Raw genomic sequence first — 17,457 nt, 5'->3', positions numbered from 1 at the left:
AAAAATTGTTAGCGCATACGCGCTAACATTCATCATATGAAAGCAGATAAATTAATACATCGTAAGTTACCCGAAACGCTACCAGAATTATCAAATGACATTCCGTTATTGTTGCAGCGAGTATATGCATTGCGCGGAATAACGTCTATGCAAGAACTAGACTATACCACTCGTAATCTATGTAACTACGACAATCTAGATGGTACCAATAAAGCTGTTGACATTCTTTATTCTGCAATGAAAAACAATGAGCGAATAATGATTGTTGGAGACTTTGATACCGATGGCGCAACCAGTACCGCATTAACGGTAAAAGCGTTAAAAAAAATGGGGTGTCAATTTGTCGATTATATTATTCCAAATCGTTTTGATGATGGATATGGCTTAAGTATTAACGTCGTAAAGAAAGCAATTTTACAAAAAGCGGATCTTATTATTACTGTTGATAACGGTGTTTCTGCTGTTGAGGCGGTCGAATTTGCAAAACAGTCGAATTTAACCGTCATTATTACCGATCACCACTTATGTCCAGAAAAACTACCTCCTGCGGATGCAATTATCAATCCTAATTTACCAAATTGCACTTTTCCTTCAAAACATTTAGCAGGTGTTGGTGTAGCTTTTTATTTTATGTTGGCATTACGGTCAAAATTACGCAAGGAAAACTGGTTCACCACACATAAGTTAGAAGAATTTAATATTGCTAGCTTATTAGACTTAGTTGCCCTTGGCACTATTGCCGATGTGGTAAAACTCGACCTAAATAACCGAATACTAGTCCATCAAGGTGTTAGCCGTATCCGAGCAGGCTATTGTTGTGAAGGAATTAAAGCATTATTAAATATTTCCAGACGAGATCCCCTTACGTTCACCTCAACAGATCTTGCTTATTATATAGCCCCGAGACTAAATGCTGCTGGACGAATGGATAATATGTCTCTGAGCGTAGAATTATTGCTATGTGAAGACTATGATAGTGCAGTCAATCAAGCAGCCGATCTTGATACGCTTAATAGTGATCGAAAATTAATTGAGCAAACGATGTATCAAGAAGCTTTATCCCACGTTGAACAGATACATAAACCTTCTTTACCTAATTCAATAGTGGTACATCATCCTGAGTGGCATCAAGGTGTTATTGGTATAGTCTCAGCACGATTGAAAGACAAATATTATCGTCCTGTGATATGTTTCGCTTCGACAGAAGATGGATTATTGAAAGGTTCTGGAAGATCAATAGATGGTATTCACTTACAAAATGTACTCTATGAATTGAATCAAAGATATCCAGATATTTTGGTTAGCTTTGGTGGTCATGCCATGGCTGCTGGATTAAGTATTCAAGAAAAAGATTTAGATAAATTTAGGGATCTTTTAGAAACAGTGATAACTGAGCAACTTGATTTGAAGGTACTTGAACAAACGATTGAAACCGATGGCGAGATAAATAACGAAGATTTTAATTATTCAATTGCAAAACTACTAAAAGACTCTGGTCCATGGGGTGAAGGATTTATCGAACCTACATTTGATGGCGAATTTATTATTCATCAGCAACGCATATTTGCTGAAAAACACCTTAAATTAGTATTAGAACCCAAAAATGGGGGACCAATAATTGAAGGGATCTGTTTTAATGTTAATTTAACAAAGTGGCCAGACCAAACGATAAAAGAAGCAAAAATTGTTTATCACTTAGATGTAAATGAGTTTCGAGGAAATCAAACCCTAAAATTAATGATAAGACATATTTGGCCTATCGCATAAGCGATTAAGATCGACTATAATTACTAGATTCTGTAAAATCAGATCAGTTAATCATAAAAATAAAATTAGCAATACAATAGTTTTATCATTAGTACATTTTATACAACATTAAGGACAAAAAATGCATATTCATATTCTTGGGATTTGTGGCACATTTATGGGCGGTATTGCATTAATAGCTCGTTCATTAGGTCACAAAGTAACAGGATCAGATAAAAATGTTTACCCACCAATGAGTACGCTGTTACAAAAAGAGCATATTGATATTATTGAAGGAGACGATCCATCACAATTAACACCAACTCCTGATCTAGTTATCATTGGCAATGCTCTATCAAGAGGAAATCCTTGTGTTGAATACATTTTGGACAATAACATTCCTTACGTCTCTGCACCACAATGGTTACATGATAATGTACTAAAAGACCGTTGGGTTATTGCTGTGGCAGGTACACACGGCAAAACAACAACGGCTGGAATGGTTAACTGGATTTTAGAAAAACAAGGCTATAAACAGGGTTTTGTTATTGGTGGTGTTCCGGGTAATTTTGAAGTATCAGCAAGATTAGGTGAAGGTAACTTTTTTGTTATTGAAGCGGATGAGTATGACTGTTCATTTTTCGATAAACGCTCTAAATTTATGCATTATTGTCCCAAAACACTGATTATGAATAATTTGGAATTTGATCATGCAGATATTTTTGATGATCTTAGTTCTATCCAAAAACAGTTCCATCATCTAGTTCGTTTAGTACCAAGTAAAGGATTGATAATTTCTCCTCAAGAAGATGTCAATTTAAAACAAGTATTAGCAAAAGGTTGTTGGAGTAAACAATCTTTTACCGAATCTGAAGACGGTTGGTTAGCGAAAAAGATTGCTAATGATGCCAGCCAGTTTGATGTTTATTACAACAACAAAAAGATGGGTACAGTTAACTATTCTTTAGTTGGTGAACACAATATGCATAATGCCTTAATGGCAATTGCCGCTGCACACAATGTTGGTATAGATCCAGCAGATGCTTGTTTAGCGTTAGGTTCATTTTTAAATGCTAAAAGACGCTTGGAGCTATATGGTGAGGTCAATAACATTGAAATTTATGATGATTTTGCTCATCATCCAACGGCAATTTTAGCAACATTAGAAGCATTACGCAGCAAAATTGGTGCAAATCGACGAATTTTAGCAGTATTAGAGCCTCGTTCTAACACAATGAAGTTAGGGATTTCAAAAGATGAACTCGCTCCATCATTAGGTCGCGCTGATGAAATATATATGTTCCAACCAGAACAACTACCTTGGTTAGTTGCTGATGTAGTCGATGCCTGTATCCAACCGGCTTATTGGACAGCTGATATTGACTTATTAGTTGAAATGATAACAAAATCAGCCAAACCAACCGATGCCATTTTGATTATGAGTAATGGTGGTTTTAGTGGAATTCATAACAAGATTTTAGAAAGCTTAAAAAAACAACAATTAAGAAAACAATTAGATGCATAACGATTAATCGCACTAAATAATTAATTTTCCTAAATGCATCTGCATATTAAAAGATGCAAAAAAGATTGTTGTAATACTTAAATATGCCACTCTTATTTATAATCAGATAATAGTGGCATCGAGTAATAGTGGTAATGTTTTAACAGTGATTATGGTAAGACTTATAACTTAACATTTATCACTCACTAAAGTAACTTCGGTGAGTGATTACTTACATTGTACAGCAAAAAGCTCACATAATTAACTCTTCATTATTAACTACAGTGAACAGTAATTGCTAACCCACCACGTGAAGTCTCTCGGTATTTTGCATTCATATCCTTTCCGGTTTCGTACATAGTTTCAATCACCTTATCAAGCGAAACGATAGCTGCAGTAGTGCGCCTTAATGCCATGCGTGTCGCATTAATTGCTTTAACTGCAGCAATCGCATTACGTTCAATACAAGGAACTTGTACTTGACCATCAACAGGATCACAGGTTAAACCTAAATTATGTTCCATACCAATTTCGGCTGCCATACAAACTTGCTGAGGATTACCCCCCAACAATTCAGCCAGACCAGCAGCCGCCATTGAACAAGCAACACCGACCTCACCCTGACAACCAACTTCAGCACCTGAAATAGATGCATTTTTTTGATAAAGTAAACCAATGGCTCCACAAGTTAAAAAATAGCGAATAAAAATATCGGGCGAGACCGGATCGATAAACTTATCATAATAGGCAAGAACGGCTGGTATTATGCCGCAAGCGCCATTGGTAGGAGCCGTCACTACCCTTCCCCCTGCGGCATTTTCTTCACTGACTGCTAACGCAAACATATTTATCCAATCAATAATAATCATTGGATCATTATTATTTTTGCTAGTCAATAATTGGCGATAAAGTGCATTTGCTCGACGAGGAACCTTAAGCGCACCAGGTAATAATCCTTCAGTATTCATGCCGCGTTTAATACAATTAAGCATTGTTTGTCCAACTAAAGAAAAATAATTTACAACATCATCATAACTATGCAGTTGTAACTCATTTTTTAACACAATACTCGATACCGACAACGAATTATCATCACAATGCTTCAATAATTGCGCTGCTGTTGAAAAAGGATAAGGCACATCAACAGAATTCTGCTGTTGTTGTCCAAACTGCTCCTCTTCAACAATTTTTCCTCCACCCACTGAATAATAGGTTTTCTGGACGATGAGTTCATTATCATGATAAGCGCTTAACGTCATACCATTTTCATGTAATGGTAAAAAAGTTGAATGAAAAATAATGCTTTCGTTTGAAAAATCAATTTGGTATTTACCATTATATATCGGTAATTTACCACATTGGTTCATGGTTTGAATAAAATGGGGAATTTGGTCAATATTAACGGTATCAGGCTTTTCGCCAGATAATCCAAGAATAATTGCAACATCAGTATGATGCCCCTTGCCGGTCAGTGATAAAGAACCATAAACATCTGCCACAATTTTTGTCACTAATGGCATTTGCCCATTATCAATCAGTTGATCAATAAACGCCTTACCCGCTCGCATTGGACCAACTGTATGTGAACTAGAAGGACCTATACCAATTTTAAATATCTCAAAAACTGAACCCATTTTATCCCTTTTATAATCTTTGACATGCACGTAGTTATGAATAAAAAATGACTTATATAATGCTATATTATGGTGATAAGTATTAGCTAATCAAGCTAATAATTGAGATTAAATTTTTATCCTTAAATAAATTAAAAAAAAGTTGAGGAGCGGGGTTTTTGACACCTAATTTTGGTTTAAAAACATATCAAAGTGATTATATAGAATCATAGTAACAATTTTATAATACCCGTAATTTTAATCCATAACAGAGTCGAAGTAACAAATTAACCCCGTATCTATATGTTCAATTTTTAATGTTCCCCCTGTATAAAGCTCCGTTTGAAAATAGCTTGGTTTTTCTATCAAAGTCACCTTACCATAGAGTTCATTATCCAAGAACATGTATCCTTCGTTGTTAATGTAAAAACCATCATCCGGTTCGATTAATCCACCACACGGGCAATCATTACTGCTTACTAAAGCATCATCTTTAGTTTTGCAAGTATCAAAGTGCCAACCGACATTTGAAATTTCATCATAACTCATATCCATTAAATAATATTTGGTAATTTTGAATGGATAGTAAAATAGAACCATGCAAAACAGAATAAGAGCAATACGAGATAAAAATTTCAAAAATATTCAACCTTATTATTTTTCTAATCTTATAATTATCTAAATTTACTCTATATTTTTAATCATAACAACAATAACCAATAAAATTACTTTAGTGTTACGTTAGGTACTGCTAAACTAGCTCACATTTTAGTATATTCATTAGTACATTATTTTTTTCAGGATAAATTTATGCGAACCAGTAAATATCTTCTATCTACATTAAAAGAGACACCCGCTGATGCTGAAGTGATAAGCCATCAATTAATGTTACGTGCCGGCATGATCCGTAAAGTTGCCGCTGGACTATATACTTGGCTACCCACTGGCTATCGTGTACTTAAAAAAGTTGAAAATATTGTTCGGGAAGAGATGAATAAAGCCGGTGCAATTGAAGTATTAATGCCTGTTGTACAGCCTGCTGATATTTGGCAAGAGAGTGGTCGTTGGGAACAATATGGTCCAGAGCTATTACGTATTAAAGACCGTGGTGACCGTGATTTTGTATTAGGCCCAACCCATGAGGAAGTGATCACTGACTTACTTCGTAATGAAGTCAGTTCCTATAAACAATTACCGCTTAATGTTTATCAAATTCAAACCAAATTCCGCGACGAAGTCCGCCCACGATTTGGGGTAATGCGTTCGCGTGAATTTATTATGAAAGATGCTTATTCGTTTCATACTTCACAAGAATCTTTACAAGAAACCTATGATGATATGTATAAGGCTTACAGTGCGGTATTTACTCGTGCAGGCTTAAATTTTAGAGCAGTGCGTGCTGATACGGGTTCTATTGGTGGCAACTGGTCGCATGAGTTCCAAGTATTAGCCGATAGTGGTGAAGATGATATTGTCTTTTCAACTGAATCTGACTACGCTGCTAATATTGAGATGGCACAAGCATTAGCACCAACGCAAAGCCGATCAGGACCAACTAAGGCAATAGAACTGGTTGATACACCTGATGCCAAAACAATTGATGAATTAGTTGCACAATTCAATTTACCGATTGAAAAAACAGTTAAAACACTCATGGTTAAGGCGACTAAAGAGAGTGGGCACCAACTTGTAGCTTTATTAGTCCGTGGTGATCATACGTTGAACGAAATCAAAGCGGAAAAAATTGATATTGTGGCATCACCGCTTGAATTTGCAACTGAAGAAGAAATTCGCGTGGTAGTGAATGCAGGACCTGGCTCTTTAGGACCAGTAAACCTTAATATGCCAATCATCATTGACCGTGATGTGGCAGTAATGAGTGATTTTAGTGCTGGCGCCAACATTGATCATAAACATTATTTCAATATCAATTGGGAAAGAGATGTCGCTTTACCTCGCATTGAAGATATTCGTAATGTGGTTGAAGGCGATATTAGCCCAGATGGTAAAGGGACATTACAAATTAAACGTGGTATTGAAGTTGGGCATATTTTCCAACTTGGTACTAAGTATTCAGAAGCAATGAAAGCAACTGTCCAAGGTGAAGATGGACAAAACCATGTGATGATCATGGGCTGTTATGGAATTGGGGTTAGCCGAATTGTTGCAGCTGCAATTGAACAATGCCATGACGATCGAGGGATTATTTGGCCAGAAGCGATTGCACCATTTAGTGTTGTCATTATTCCAATGAATATGCATAAATCAGAAAAAGTACAAGCCACTGCTGAAAAACTTTATGCCGATCTCCAAGCTCTGGGTATTGAAGTATTATTTGATGATCGTAAAGAGCGTCCTGGTGTTATGTTTGCAGATGCCGAACTTATTGGTATTCCTCATACTATCGTTATTGGTGAACGTAACCTTGATAATGGTGAAGTGGAATACAAACATCGTGCGGGTGGCGATAAAGAATTAATTAAAGTTGATGATATCGTTGAATTTATTAAAAAACGTCAACAATAAATTTAAGAATTAGATTTTAATATTGGAGCACAAATGGCCTGTAATAAAATATCCAAAATAACTAATATTTTCTTATTGTGTTACTTGTGCTTTATCATTAGTGGTTGCCAATCTAATATCAATTCTTTACATCTCCCCGATAATTTTTATCAAGTTTCTAATGATGTCTATCGCTCTGAGCAACCCAGTGTAGAGCAGATAGCGCAGCTTGATAAACTTGGCTTTAAAACCATTATAAATTTACGGCTATTTCACAGCGATCGAGAGTTAGTCGAAAATGCACAGATATCAGAAGTTTGGATTCGAATGCGGGCAGGTGATATTACTGATGAGAAAATGATCCAAGTAATGAAAGCGATTCATACCTCTCCTAAACCGATATTAATCCATTGTTGGCAAGGCAGTGATCGTACCGGCGTCACTATTGCTATGTACCGTTTGGTTTTTGAGAATTGGACTAAATCTCAAGCAATTAATGAGTTAATGCAAACTGAATTTGGTCATCACTACAATGTTTATCCTAACATACGAAAATACATTGAAAACGTTGATGTAGAATATATTCGCCATGCTGTATTTGAATAATTTCATTATTTAATTTAATAAACTAAATAGTCTTTATCAAATAAATAGCTCAATTTGATAAAAAATTCAAAGTGATATTGTCTTTTTTTTAAGCTAAAATGTTTCATAATCAAATTTTTTTATGAGTCATAAATATGTTAAAAAAAGCAATCGCATTGGTACTATCAACATCACTATTCTTACAAAATACACCTATTGTTTATGCAGCAGATAATATAACACTACCTGAGATGGGAACCGCAGCTGCAACCACATTAAGCATCGGGCAAGAAAAAGAGATGGGTGATTATTATGTGCGATTGTTACGAGGCAGTGCTCCTATAGCCAATGACCCTGTCTTAAATCAGTATATTAATAATTTAGGGAAAAAATTAGTTTCTAAATCTGAATCAGTTCAAACCCCTTTCCATTTTTATATAATGAAAAGTAATGTGCTCAATGCCTTTGCTTTTTTTGGCGGTAATGTTGTCATTCATTCAAGAATAATTATGGATACTGATAATGAAAGCCAATTAGCTTCGGTTATGGCTCACGAAATTGGGCATGTTACTCAACGCCATTTAGCTCGCGCTATGGAGGCTCAAAATAAAAATAGTCCTTATGTTTGGGGAGGAGCCTTAGGTTCATTACTATTAACATTAGCTAATCCAGAAGCGGGTATGGCGGCAATGACAACCACCATGGCAAGTTCGACACAGAGCATGATTAGTTTTACTCAATCAAATGAACAAGAAGCCGATAGGGTTGGGCTTAGAACCATAGCAAAAGCCGGATTTGATCCTCATGCATCTTCTGAATTTTTACAAAAACTGGCTGATCAAAGTCGCTTCAGTAGTAAACCGCCTGAAATTTTAATGACTCACCCATTACCGAATAGCCGTTTATCGGATATGCGCAATCGCTCTTTGCAATATTCTAAAAAAAATGTACCTTCCTCATTAAGTTATTATTTAGCTAAGGCCCGAATAGCAATACTTATGGGAAATAATAATACCGCTAAACTATTACTTGATAATTATCGCAAATTGAATACCGATCAAGGTAAAAAGGCGCTAACCTATGCCGTCGCATTAAGTAATTACAAAAGTAAAAATCTTGTTCAAGCAAAAATTCAATTGCAACCGTTATTAGATAATGATCCAGATAATATTTGGTACATTGATTTAATGACAGATATCAATTTAGAAAGTAATAATAATAAAGAAGCCATAGCTCGTTTACAATCTGCCTTAAAACGATCACCGGATAATGCTGTATTACAATTAAATCTTGCTAATGCTTATATAAAAGATGGCCAATATCAGCAAGCGGTGAGTTTATTGCATCGTTATACATTTGATCACAATGATGATACTAATGGTTGGGATTTACTGGTTACCGCTTATGGGGGAATAAAATCGAGAGCTCAAGAAATGAGTGCAAGGGCAGAATCAATCGCGCTTGAAGGACGTTTCCCAGAAGCAATTCAATTATTAACCAATGCTAGAGCTCAAGCTAAAGGTAATCAAACATTAATTTCAAAAATTGACGCAAGAATTAATCAATTAAAACAATTACAAAAACGTTACGCTGCTTATAGCAGAAGGTAGTCTGAATATTACTCGGCTAATAACTTAATTAGCCGAGTATACATGACAAAATTAACGGTAATTAATTGTTTAAATGATCGACATTATTATAAAACTTAACTGAAAATTCCCCTTCAGGCTTATCATCAGTTTGCTTATAGTTAACTACACTTATACTGGTATTTAACACTCGTGGGAAATAATCTTCATCACGATGTCTACGCCAATCTCCACCATTTAAAACACAAAGTAATATTCTTAAAACCGTACCATGTGATACAACTAAAATATTACCTTCATCTTGCGGTGCATTTTTTACGATAACATTTAAAGCTTCTTTCATACGAGAAAGTATATCAAGGTAGTTTTCACCTTGGTTAATAGATGAGTCAAAGTTTTCAGGATCGGTTAAATAAGTCGTGAATTCAGGTATTTCTTTTTTTAATGAAGGAACATGTTTGCCTTCCCAAAGACCAAAATCCATTTCTCTTAGATTATCAAGTTCAAAAGTCGGAATGACATTGTCATTTTCATGAATGATATAATCTCGAGTTTCTTTAGCCCGTTGTTGTGGGCTTGAGTAGGCTTGTATAAAAGGTATATTTTTCAGATGCTTTCCTGTGATTTGAGCGCCTAAAACACCATTTTCTGTCAAAGGCGAATTTTTCGATCCTTGCATTTGATCTTTAATATTCCATTCGGTTTGACCATGTCTAATTAAATATAAATTAAGATCTTTCATTATTGTTGATTACCTTCTCATTTAAATCATTGTTGATATTTATCATTTCTAATCTGGATTAAACAGTTTTGCAATATATTATCCATCGGGGCATGTAATTGCATCTCTTGTAAAGTTTTTGGATGAATAAATTTCACATTAGCTGCATGTAAAAATAATCGATTAAGTTTGCTTTTAGCTAATAATTCATCAAATTGGCTATCTCCGTAACGATCATCAAATGCTATTGGATGATTAACATATTGAGTGTGTACACGAATTTGATGCGTTCGTCCGGTTACGGGGCTAGCTTTTATTAATGTTGCAAAACCAAAGCGTTCTTCCACTTTGAATCGTGTTTCAGATGGCTTACCTTCTGCATTTACCTTAACCACGCGTTCACCACTTTTGAGTACATTTTTTAATAGTGGTGCTTGTACAACTTTACATTCAGAAGGCCAATTACCTTTCACTAAAGCTAAATAATTTTTTTGCATCTGTTTTAAACGAAGTTGTTGATGTAATGCTTTTAGTGCAGAACGTTTCTTAGCAATAAGTAAAACACCAGATGTTTCACGATCGATACGATGTACTAATTCTAAAAATTTGGCTTCAGGTCTTAATGCTCTTAATCCTTCAATAACGCCAAAACTTAAGCCACTTCCACCATGTACGGCAATGCCAGATGGTTTATTAATCGCAAGAATCACATCATCTTCATAAATAATTGATTTTTCTAAATCAGCAACTTTATTCAGTTTTTTTGAAATTTCAGGAACTGTTTTTTCTGAAACACGAATAGGTGGAATTCGAACTTCATCACCAACAGCTAATTTATATTCTGGCTTAATCCGCTTTTTGTTGACACGCACTTCCCCTTTTCTAAGTATGCGATAAATCATACTTTTAGGCACACCCTTAAGGTATGTTATTAAAAAGTTGTCAATTCGTTGTGTCACATTTTCTTCAGTGATTGTGACAAATGAGACTTGTAATTTTGTTTGTTGAACGTTTGAGTCCATAAGAAAAGATTAATCCACCCTTAATAAAAGTCGTTTTACATTACTTAAAAATAAACTACACTAATGGTAAAAAGAATAAGATTGGTTAATTTTAATAACCTTAATATAAAATGATTATAGCGGAATATGGAGGAATAAAATAGTATGTTGTATTTACTCAACCAATACTCTCGAGGAAGATTTGCTTGGTTTTTATTGTTTCTTTCCACCGCTATTTTTGAATTGACCGCTCTCTATTTTCAACATGGTTTAGGCCTAGCTCCTTGTACTTTATGTATTTATCAGCGCTGTGCAATTTACGGTATTATGTTTGGCAGCATCGTTGGACTTATCAACCCCAAAAAATTAATATTTAGACTAGCTGGCATATTAATCTGGCTATTTAGCGCTTTTAAGGGGTTTGAATTAGCAACTTTTCATGCCCATTTGCAGTTCGAACCGGATTTAAGTGATACCTGTGCAATTAATGTCCAATTCCCTTCTTGGTTACCATTAAATGAATGGTTACCAAGCATGTTTAATGCTTATGGTTCTTGTTCAGAAAAAATTTGGTCGTTCTTAACTATTGAAATGTCGCAATGGATGATAATCATTTTTGCTTGCTATCTTTTTGTTAGTTTAATTATACTATTTTGCCAATTGTTTTCAGCTAATAAAAAGTCAATCTGGAGTAAATAAGTTTATTTCAACTGGCACTTTTTACCGAGTTTGTTAGAATGTGTGACAATTTAATTTGACAAATTATCACACTAAATGCTTTTGGAATATCATCCCCCCATTGATCCTTGGTTAACTATTTTATATCAAGATGATCATATTGTTGTGGTTAACAAACAACCTGGTATTTTGTCGGTATCAGGAAATAAACCACAATTTATAGATAGTATTATTCATCGTTTACAACAAAAATATAGTTATGTTGAATCAGTCCATCGTCTAGATATGGCTACGAGTGGCATTATGGTTGCTGCTTTATCTAAATTAGCAGATAGAGAAATTAAAAAGCAGTTTAGAGAGCGTATACCTAAAAAAACATATATTGCTGTGGTCCACGGTCACCTTAAGGATGACGCAGGCCAAGTCGAACTCCCATTAATTTGTGATTGGCCTAATCGCCCAAGACAGATGGTAGATCATGAAAATGGCAAATATGCATTAACACATTATCAAGTTATTTCACGCAATAATGATAATACAACTCGGGTGGCATTGTTTCCATTTACAGGGCGCTCTCATCAATTAAGAGTGCATATGCAAGCTATAGGGCATCCTATTTTAGGCGATAAATTTTATGCTCATCCTGAAGCATTTTCAATGTCAAAAAGGTTATTGTTACATGCTCAACATCTAACAATAAATCATCCTAAAACCGGTGAAACTCTGACATTCCGTTGTGAGCCTGATTTTTAAAATTTAAGCGTACATCTACTTGCTATACTTAATTAACTAATTACGATATAAAACTAATATCATGGAGTCATTAAATGCAGAAAATTGTTTTAGCCACTAATAACCAAGGAAAGGTCAATGAATTACAAACGCTTTTAGCCGATGCTGGATTTGATGTTATAGCCCAAAATAGCTTCAATGTTCCTGATATAGAAGAAACAGGCCTAACATTTATTGAAAATGCCATCTTAAAAGCAAGACATACCGCAAAAGTGACTCAACTACCGGCGATAGCAGATGATTCAGGTTTAGTTGTTCAAGCACTAAACGGGCAACCTGGTATCTATTCCGCTCGTTATGCGGGAGAACATGGTAATGACAAAAGCAATAATGAAAAGCTATTACTTGAATTAAAAGATGTGCCTAAAGAAAAAAGGACAGCATACTTTTATTGCGCACTCGCTTTTATGCGACACGAAAATGATCCTACACCAATCATCTGTTTAGGGAAATGGAATGGATTAATTATGAATGAACCTCATGGAAGTGGTGGTTTTGGTTATGATCCATTATTCTATATTCCTGAGCTTAATTGCAGTGCAGCAGAGTTAACTAAAGAACATAAAAGTCAGATTTCTCATCGTGGACAGGCTTTAAAACAGTTAATAGCTAAAATAAAAACAGATTATTAGAGAATTTATTTAGCTTATTGTTTCTTTTCATGAATTGCACATGTTGAACTAAACAGTATATACTAGTGCACCAATTATTTTGGAGTCGATATTGTGATATTGTTGATAGTAAGTGGCCGTTCTGGTTCAGGAAAATCAATTGCATTACGCGCATTAGAAGATATGGGTTTTTATTGTGTTGATAATATTCCCGTCGCATTATTACCGCAACTTGCAGAATCATTAAAAGATAACAATACACCTGTTGCGGTTAGTATCGATATTCGCAATTTACCAGCTAACTTTAATTTTGATCATGATATTTTTCAGCGATTACCATCCTCTGTTACTCCTGAAATAATCTTTTTTGATTGTAGTCGTAATACTCTGATCCGACGTTATAGCGAAACAAGACGAATACATCCACTAACCAATCAAAAATACTCTTTAGAAGAAGCCATTGATCTTGAAGAGAAGTATTTAGAGCCTTTAAAATCACACGCAAGTTTAGTTATAAATACTGATAATCTTTCAGTTCATGAGTTATCTAATATTCTTCGTTCACGGATTTTAGGAAAAAAAGAGCGGGAATTAACCATGATTTTTGAATCATTTGGCTTTAAACATGGTTTACCTGTCGATGCTGATTTCGTATTTGATGTAAGATTTTTACCTAACCCGCATTGGGATATATCATTACGTCCATTAACTGGCTTAGATGAGCCTGTTAAAAATTTCTTACTAAAACATGATGAAGTTACCAATTTCATTTATCAAACAGCCAATTATTTACAACAGTGGTTACCAATGTTAGAAAAAAATAATCGTAGCTATTTAACGATAGCCATCGGTTGTACAGGCGGGCAACACCGTTCTGTTTTTATTGCAGAACAATTAGCCGGGTTTTTTAAAGCGCAAAATAAACAAGTGCAAATTCGTCATCGAACACTTGAAAAAAAATAATTACTACTACTCTGAAAGTTCAAAATTTGGTAACTCCTCAAATCGTTTTTTATATTTTTCAAAAATATCTTTCAGAGTTAGCTTAGGTTTAGCCGGTTTAATTAATTCACTGACTTTAACTAATTCGATATTGTCAGGCAAATTAGCTAATTTTGCTCTTAAAACATTAACGGTTTGAGGATGTGGATGGCCAATGGCGATAGCATAACCATTTTTTTGCGCAATTTTAACTGCCAGATCAAACTGCTGACTAATAGCACTTTCTATCTGCTTATCATCTAAAAATACATCACGCCCAATTACAGTTATATTATAATCAGTTGCGGCATTTTTTACTTGAGTTTTACCTATCGTTTTACTATCCAAAAAAAACATTGAGTGATGACTTAATGCTTTCATAACATTGTGCATACCATTGAAATTTGATGTCATCAAACTGCCCATATGATTATTTACACCTATTGCATATGGAACTAGGGATACTGCATCATCAACAATTCTTTTTACTTCTGCTTCATCCATATAAGGAAATAGAGTATCTTTTTCTAGAGGTTGTTTCCCCATAGGAGCCATAGGTAAGTGAATAATCACATCATTACCATGTTGATGAGCAAAGGTTGCGATATGTTTGGCATTTGGTGAATGTGGTAAAACAGCAATTGTAATGTTGGGTGAAAATAAAATAATCTGTTCTTCATTATGTTGACGATAACCAAAATCATCAATCACTAACGCTAGTTTCGCAGCATATGCACTATTTACATTTAATAATAATATCCCTATATATAATATACGTTTAATCATTTTAACCAACCACTAGGATCTAATGCTTTACCATCTCGGCGAATTTCAAAATAAAGCCCAGGAGTATTTTGACCTCCGCTTGAACCAACAATTGCAATCGGCTGATCTGTCCTAACATTATCACCGACTTCTACTAAAACACGTTGGTTATAGCCATATAAACTCATATCGCCTTTACCGTGCTCAAGCGCAACCACAAAACCATAACCTTGCAGCCAGCTGGCTAGGATAACTCGACCATCAGTAATTGCTTTGACTTGTGTGCCATCTTTGGCATTTATCACCATTCCCTTCCAACGAAGTTCACCTTGCAAAGCCTCACCAAATCGATGAGCAATACTACCATTTACAGGCCAAAGAAATTGATTCTGTGGTTTACCAATACCACTAACTCGAGCCATTAATGCACGTTCATCCGCGTTAGGTGTATAATTTGTATTCTTTTGTTTTTCTTGGATATTTTTGGCTTGTCTTGCTTCTTCTTCCGCAATTCGACGGTTTTCTCTTTCTGCTTGAGCAATCTTAGCCTGTAATTTCGCTTCATTATCTTTAAGTTGAGCTAATTTTTGTTGATTTTTTTGCATTGATGATTCAAGAGAATTGATAGTTTTTTGGCGTTTTTGGTGATTTTTTTCTAAGGCTATTTGCTCTTGTTTTTGCTTGTTATGTAGTGTTTTTTGAGTGGCTTGCTTTTTTTGCAAAGCATTTTTCTTTTCATTGAGTTGTAATTGCGTTTCACGAAGCTTATTTATTTGTTGTTGTCTTGCTTCATTAATATAACGAAAATAAGTAATAAGGCGTTCATTACGCTCACTTTGTTCGCTAGCAAAGATCAACTTAAAATTGGTATTTTTTCCTAATTTAAATGCGCTTTCAAGCTGTTTGGATAACTCATCTCGTTGTTGATTTTGTTTAATGGTTAATTCATCAATTTGCTTGATTAAATTAGTAATTTCCCCATCTAATTTTTTTAGAGTAAGACCATTTTTTTCAATCGATGTAAGTAAATTAGCAATTTCAGTTTCTTGGTTTTTAAGATCATTGACCAATTGAGTCCGTTCTTTTGTTTGTTCTGCTAGGCGCTTTTCATGCTCTTTAATTGAACGACGCAATGATTCTAATTGTTGATTATCATCAGCATACACAAAATGTGTATTCATTAATCCAATAAATAAAATAATCAATAGATTACGATAAATAGACATGGCCTTTTTATTTATGATTTATTACCAAGCAATAAAGATAACTTTACTATACCTACAAATGTGTAAAGATGCAAAATGAAAACTATATTATGTAACTTTATTAATAAAAGTAATTAGGCATTTCACAAGCACTAATAAAAAGTATAAAATGTAGCACTATTTAATTTGTAGTAAAAATTAATTTAACCACAAAGATAACATCATGCAAAAGTTTAATGTCAAAACCTTTCAGGGTTTAATACTTACGTTACAAGATTATTGGGCTAATCAAGGTTGTACAGTGATTCAGCCATTAGATATGGAAGTCGGCGCAGGTACTTCTCATCCAATGACCTGTTTAAGAGCACTTGGTCCTGAACCGATTAATGCTGCTTACGTTCAACCTTCTCGTCGCCCTACTGATGGTCGTTATGGTGAAAATCCTAATAGGTTACAACATTATTACCAATTCCAAGTTATCTTAAAACCATCACCAGATAATATCCAAGAACTTTACTTAGGATCACTAAAAGAGCTTGGTCTTGATCCAACTGTTAACGATATCCGTTTTGTAGAAGACAATTGGGAAAATCCAACATTAGGTGCATGGGGATTAGGTTGGGAAGTTTGGTTAAACGGTATGGAAGTGACCCAATTTACCTATTTCCAACAAGTTGGTGGTCTTGAGTGTAAACCGGTGACTGGAGAGATTACTTATGGTTTAGAACGCCTTGCTATGTATATTCAAGGTGTAGATAGCGTTTATGATTTAATCTGGAGTGATGGCGCATTTGGTAAAACCACTTATGGTGATGTTTTTCACCAAAACGAAGTTGAACAATCCACTTATAATTTCGAGTACGCTAATATTGATTTCTTATTTTATTGTTTTGAACAACATGAAAAAGAAGCAAAAATGTTACTTGAATTAGAAAAACCTCTACCGCTACCTGCTTATGAACGTATTTTAAAAGCAGCTCACTGCTTCAATTTACTTGATGCCCGCAAAGCTATTTCAGTAACTGAGCGACAACGTTACATATTGCGTATCAGAACATTAACAAAAATGGTTGCTGAAGCATATTACGCCTCTCGTGAAGCACTTGGATTTCCAATGTGCCAAAATAAACGTTCTAACCAAAATGCATCAAAGTAGGAATT

16 protein-coding genes are annotated in these 17,457 nt (G+C 34.8%); 10 read left to right on the top strand and 6 right to left on the bottom strand.

Annotated elements, in window-relative coordinates; all coding sequences use genetic code 11:
• Nucleotides 1-36 precede the first annotated feature (36 nt).
• Entirely contained in the window at nucleotides 37-1,767 is a 1,731-nt protein-coding gene (gene recJ, locus J3U09_RS10575) for a single-stranded-DNA-specific exonuclease RecJ (protein ID WP_220225586.1), read from the top strand.
• Between the two features lie 121 nt (nucleotides 1,768-1,888).
• Entirely contained in the window at nucleotides 1,889-3,271 is a 1,383-nt protein-coding gene (mpl, locus tag J3U09_RS10570) for a UDP-N-acetylmuramate:L-alanyl-gamma-D-glutamyl-meso-diaminopimelate ligase (protein WP_220225585.1), read from the top strand.
• A 254-nt stretch (nucleotides 3,272-3,525) separates the two neighbouring features.
• On the opposite strand, the gene J3U09_RS10565 is transcribed toward mpl, so the two are convergent.
• Nucleotides 3,526-4,884 carry an L-serine ammonia-lyase gene (locus J3U09_RS10565; RefSeq protein WP_220225584.1) on the bottom strand — a complete coding sequence of 453 codons (1,359 nt, stop codon included), beginning with the start codon at nucleotides 4,882-4,884 and terminating at the stop codon, nucleotides 3,526-3,528.
• Between the two features lie 237 nt (nucleotides 4,885-5,121).
• Nucleotides 5,122-5,502 (bottom strand): hypothetical protein, encoded by a 381-nt coding sequence (locus tag J3U09_RS10560; protein ID WP_220225583.1) that lies wholly within the window; start codon nucleotides 5,500-5,502, stop codon nucleotides 5,122-5,124.
• Nucleotides 5,503-5,673: 171 nt separating this feature from the next.
• Here J3U09_RS10560 and proS point away from each other — a divergent pair, with 171 nt between their 5' ends.
• From proS to J3U09_RS10545, 3 genes are all read left to right on the top strand, one after another.
• Nucleotides 5,674-7,389: a proline--tRNA ligase gene (gene proS / locus J3U09_RS10555; RefSeq protein ID WP_267358163.1), complete on the top strand. Its 1,716-nt coding sequence runs from the start codon at nucleotides 5,674-5,676 to the stop codon at nucleotides 7,387-7,389.
• Nucleotides 7,390-7,422: 33 nt separating this feature from the next.
• Complete coding sequence (locus J3U09_RS10550) at nucleotides 7,423-7,974, top strand: tyrosine-protein phosphatase (RefSeq protein WP_065735038.1); 552 nt, start codon at nucleotides 7,423-7,425, stop codon at nucleotides 7,972-7,974.
• A 134-nt stretch (nucleotides 7,975-8,108) separates the two neighbouring features.
• Nucleotides 8,109-9,563 carry a M48 family metalloprotease gene (locus J3U09_RS10545; protein ID WP_065562019.1) on the top strand — a complete coding sequence of 485 codons (1,455 nt, stop codon included), beginning with the start codon at nucleotides 8,109-8,111 and terminating at the stop codon, nucleotides 9,561-9,563.
• Nucleotides 9,564-9,624: 61 nt separating this feature from the next.
• Here the strand turns inward: J3U09_RS10545 and J3U09_RS10540 are convergent, their stop codons facing one another.
• Both J3U09_RS10540 and rluC read right to left on the bottom strand, forming a co-directional pair.
• Complete coding sequence (locus J3U09_RS10540; protein ID WP_220225580.1) at nucleotides 9,625-10,284, bottom strand: histidine phosphatase family protein; 660 nt, start codon at nucleotides 10,282-10,284, stop codon at nucleotides 9,625-9,627.
• A 26-nt stretch (nucleotides 10,285-10,310) separates the two neighbouring features.
• On the bottom strand, nucleotides 10,311-11,285 hold the full coding sequence (gene rluC, locus J3U09_RS10535; RefSeq protein WP_267358162.1) for a 23S rRNA pseudouridine(955/2504/2580) synthase RluC: 975 nt from the start codon (nucleotides 11,283-11,285) through the stop codon (nucleotides 10,311-10,313).
• 144 nt (nucleotides 11,286-11,429) lie between these two features.
• On the opposite strand from rluC, the gene dsbB reads away from it, so the two are divergent.
• From dsbB to rapZ, 4 genes are all read left to right on the top strand, one after another.
• Nucleotides 11,430-11,963: a disulfide bond formation protein DsbB gene (dsbB, locus tag J3U09_RS10530; RefSeq protein WP_065735035.1), complete on the top strand. Its 534-nt coding sequence runs from the start codon at nucleotides 11,430-11,432 to the stop codon at nucleotides 11,961-11,963.
• Between the two features lie 75 nt (nucleotides 11,964-12,038).
• On the top strand, nucleotides 12,039-12,695 hold the full coding sequence (gene rluA, locus J3U09_RS10525) for a bifunctional tRNA pseudouridine(32) synthase/23S rRNA pseudouridine(746) synthase RluA (RefSeq protein WP_065562015.1): 657 nt from the start codon (nucleotides 12,039-12,041) through the stop codon (nucleotides 12,693-12,695).
• A gap of 74 nt (nucleotides 12,696-12,769) precedes the next feature.
• Nucleotides 12,770-13,366: an XTP/dITP diphosphatase gene (locus J3U09_RS10520; protein ID WP_065735034.1), complete on the top strand. Its 597-nt coding sequence runs from the start codon at nucleotides 12,770-12,772 to the stop codon at nucleotides 13,364-13,366.
• Nucleotides 13,367-13,459: 93 nt separating this feature from the next.
• On the top strand, nucleotides 13,460-14,308 hold the full coding sequence (rapZ, locus tag J3U09_RS10515; protein WP_065735033.1) for an RNase adapter RapZ: 849 nt from the start codon (nucleotides 13,460-13,462) through the stop codon (nucleotides 14,306-14,308).
• Between the two features lie 6 nt (nucleotides 14,309-14,314).
• On the opposite strand, the gene J3U09_RS10510 is transcribed toward rapZ, so the two are convergent.
• Together J3U09_RS10510 and envC are read right to left on the bottom strand one after the other, a co-directional pair.
• Nucleotides 14,315-15,112, bottom strand: a complete 798-nt coding sequence (locus J3U09_RS10510; RefSeq protein WP_065735032.1) for a divergent polysaccharide deacetylase family protein — start codon at nucleotides 15,110-15,112, stop codon at nucleotides 14,315-14,317.
• Complete coding sequence (gene envC / locus J3U09_RS10505) at nucleotides 15,109-16,317, bottom strand: murein hydrolase activator EnvC (RefSeq protein ID WP_267330946.1); 1,209 nt, start codon at nucleotides 16,315-16,317, stop codon at nucleotides 15,109-15,111. The genes J3U09_RS10510 and envC overlap by 4 nt, the downstream gene beginning before the upstream one ends.
• Nucleotides 16,318-16,519: 202 nt before the next feature.
• On the opposite strand from envC, the gene glyQ reads away from it, so the two are divergent.
• Nucleotides 16,520-17,452: a glycine--tRNA ligase subunit alpha gene (glyQ, locus tag J3U09_RS10500; RefSeq protein ID WP_065562010.1), complete on the top strand. Its 933-nt coding sequence runs from the start codon at nucleotides 16,520-16,522 to the stop codon at nucleotides 17,450-17,452.
• The last annotated feature ends 5 nt before the right edge of the window (nucleotides 17,453-17,457 follow it).

Origin of the sequence: Gilliamella sp. B2889 (genome assembly GCF_026536885.1) — a bacterium.
Classification (GTDB): Bacteria; Pseudomonadota; Gammaproteobacteria; order Enterobacterales; family Orbaceae; genus Gilliamella; species Gilliamella apicola_E.
The sequence above is the reverse complement of the archived record's forward strand: the minus strand, read 5'-3'. Positions and strand labels throughout refer to the sequence as shown.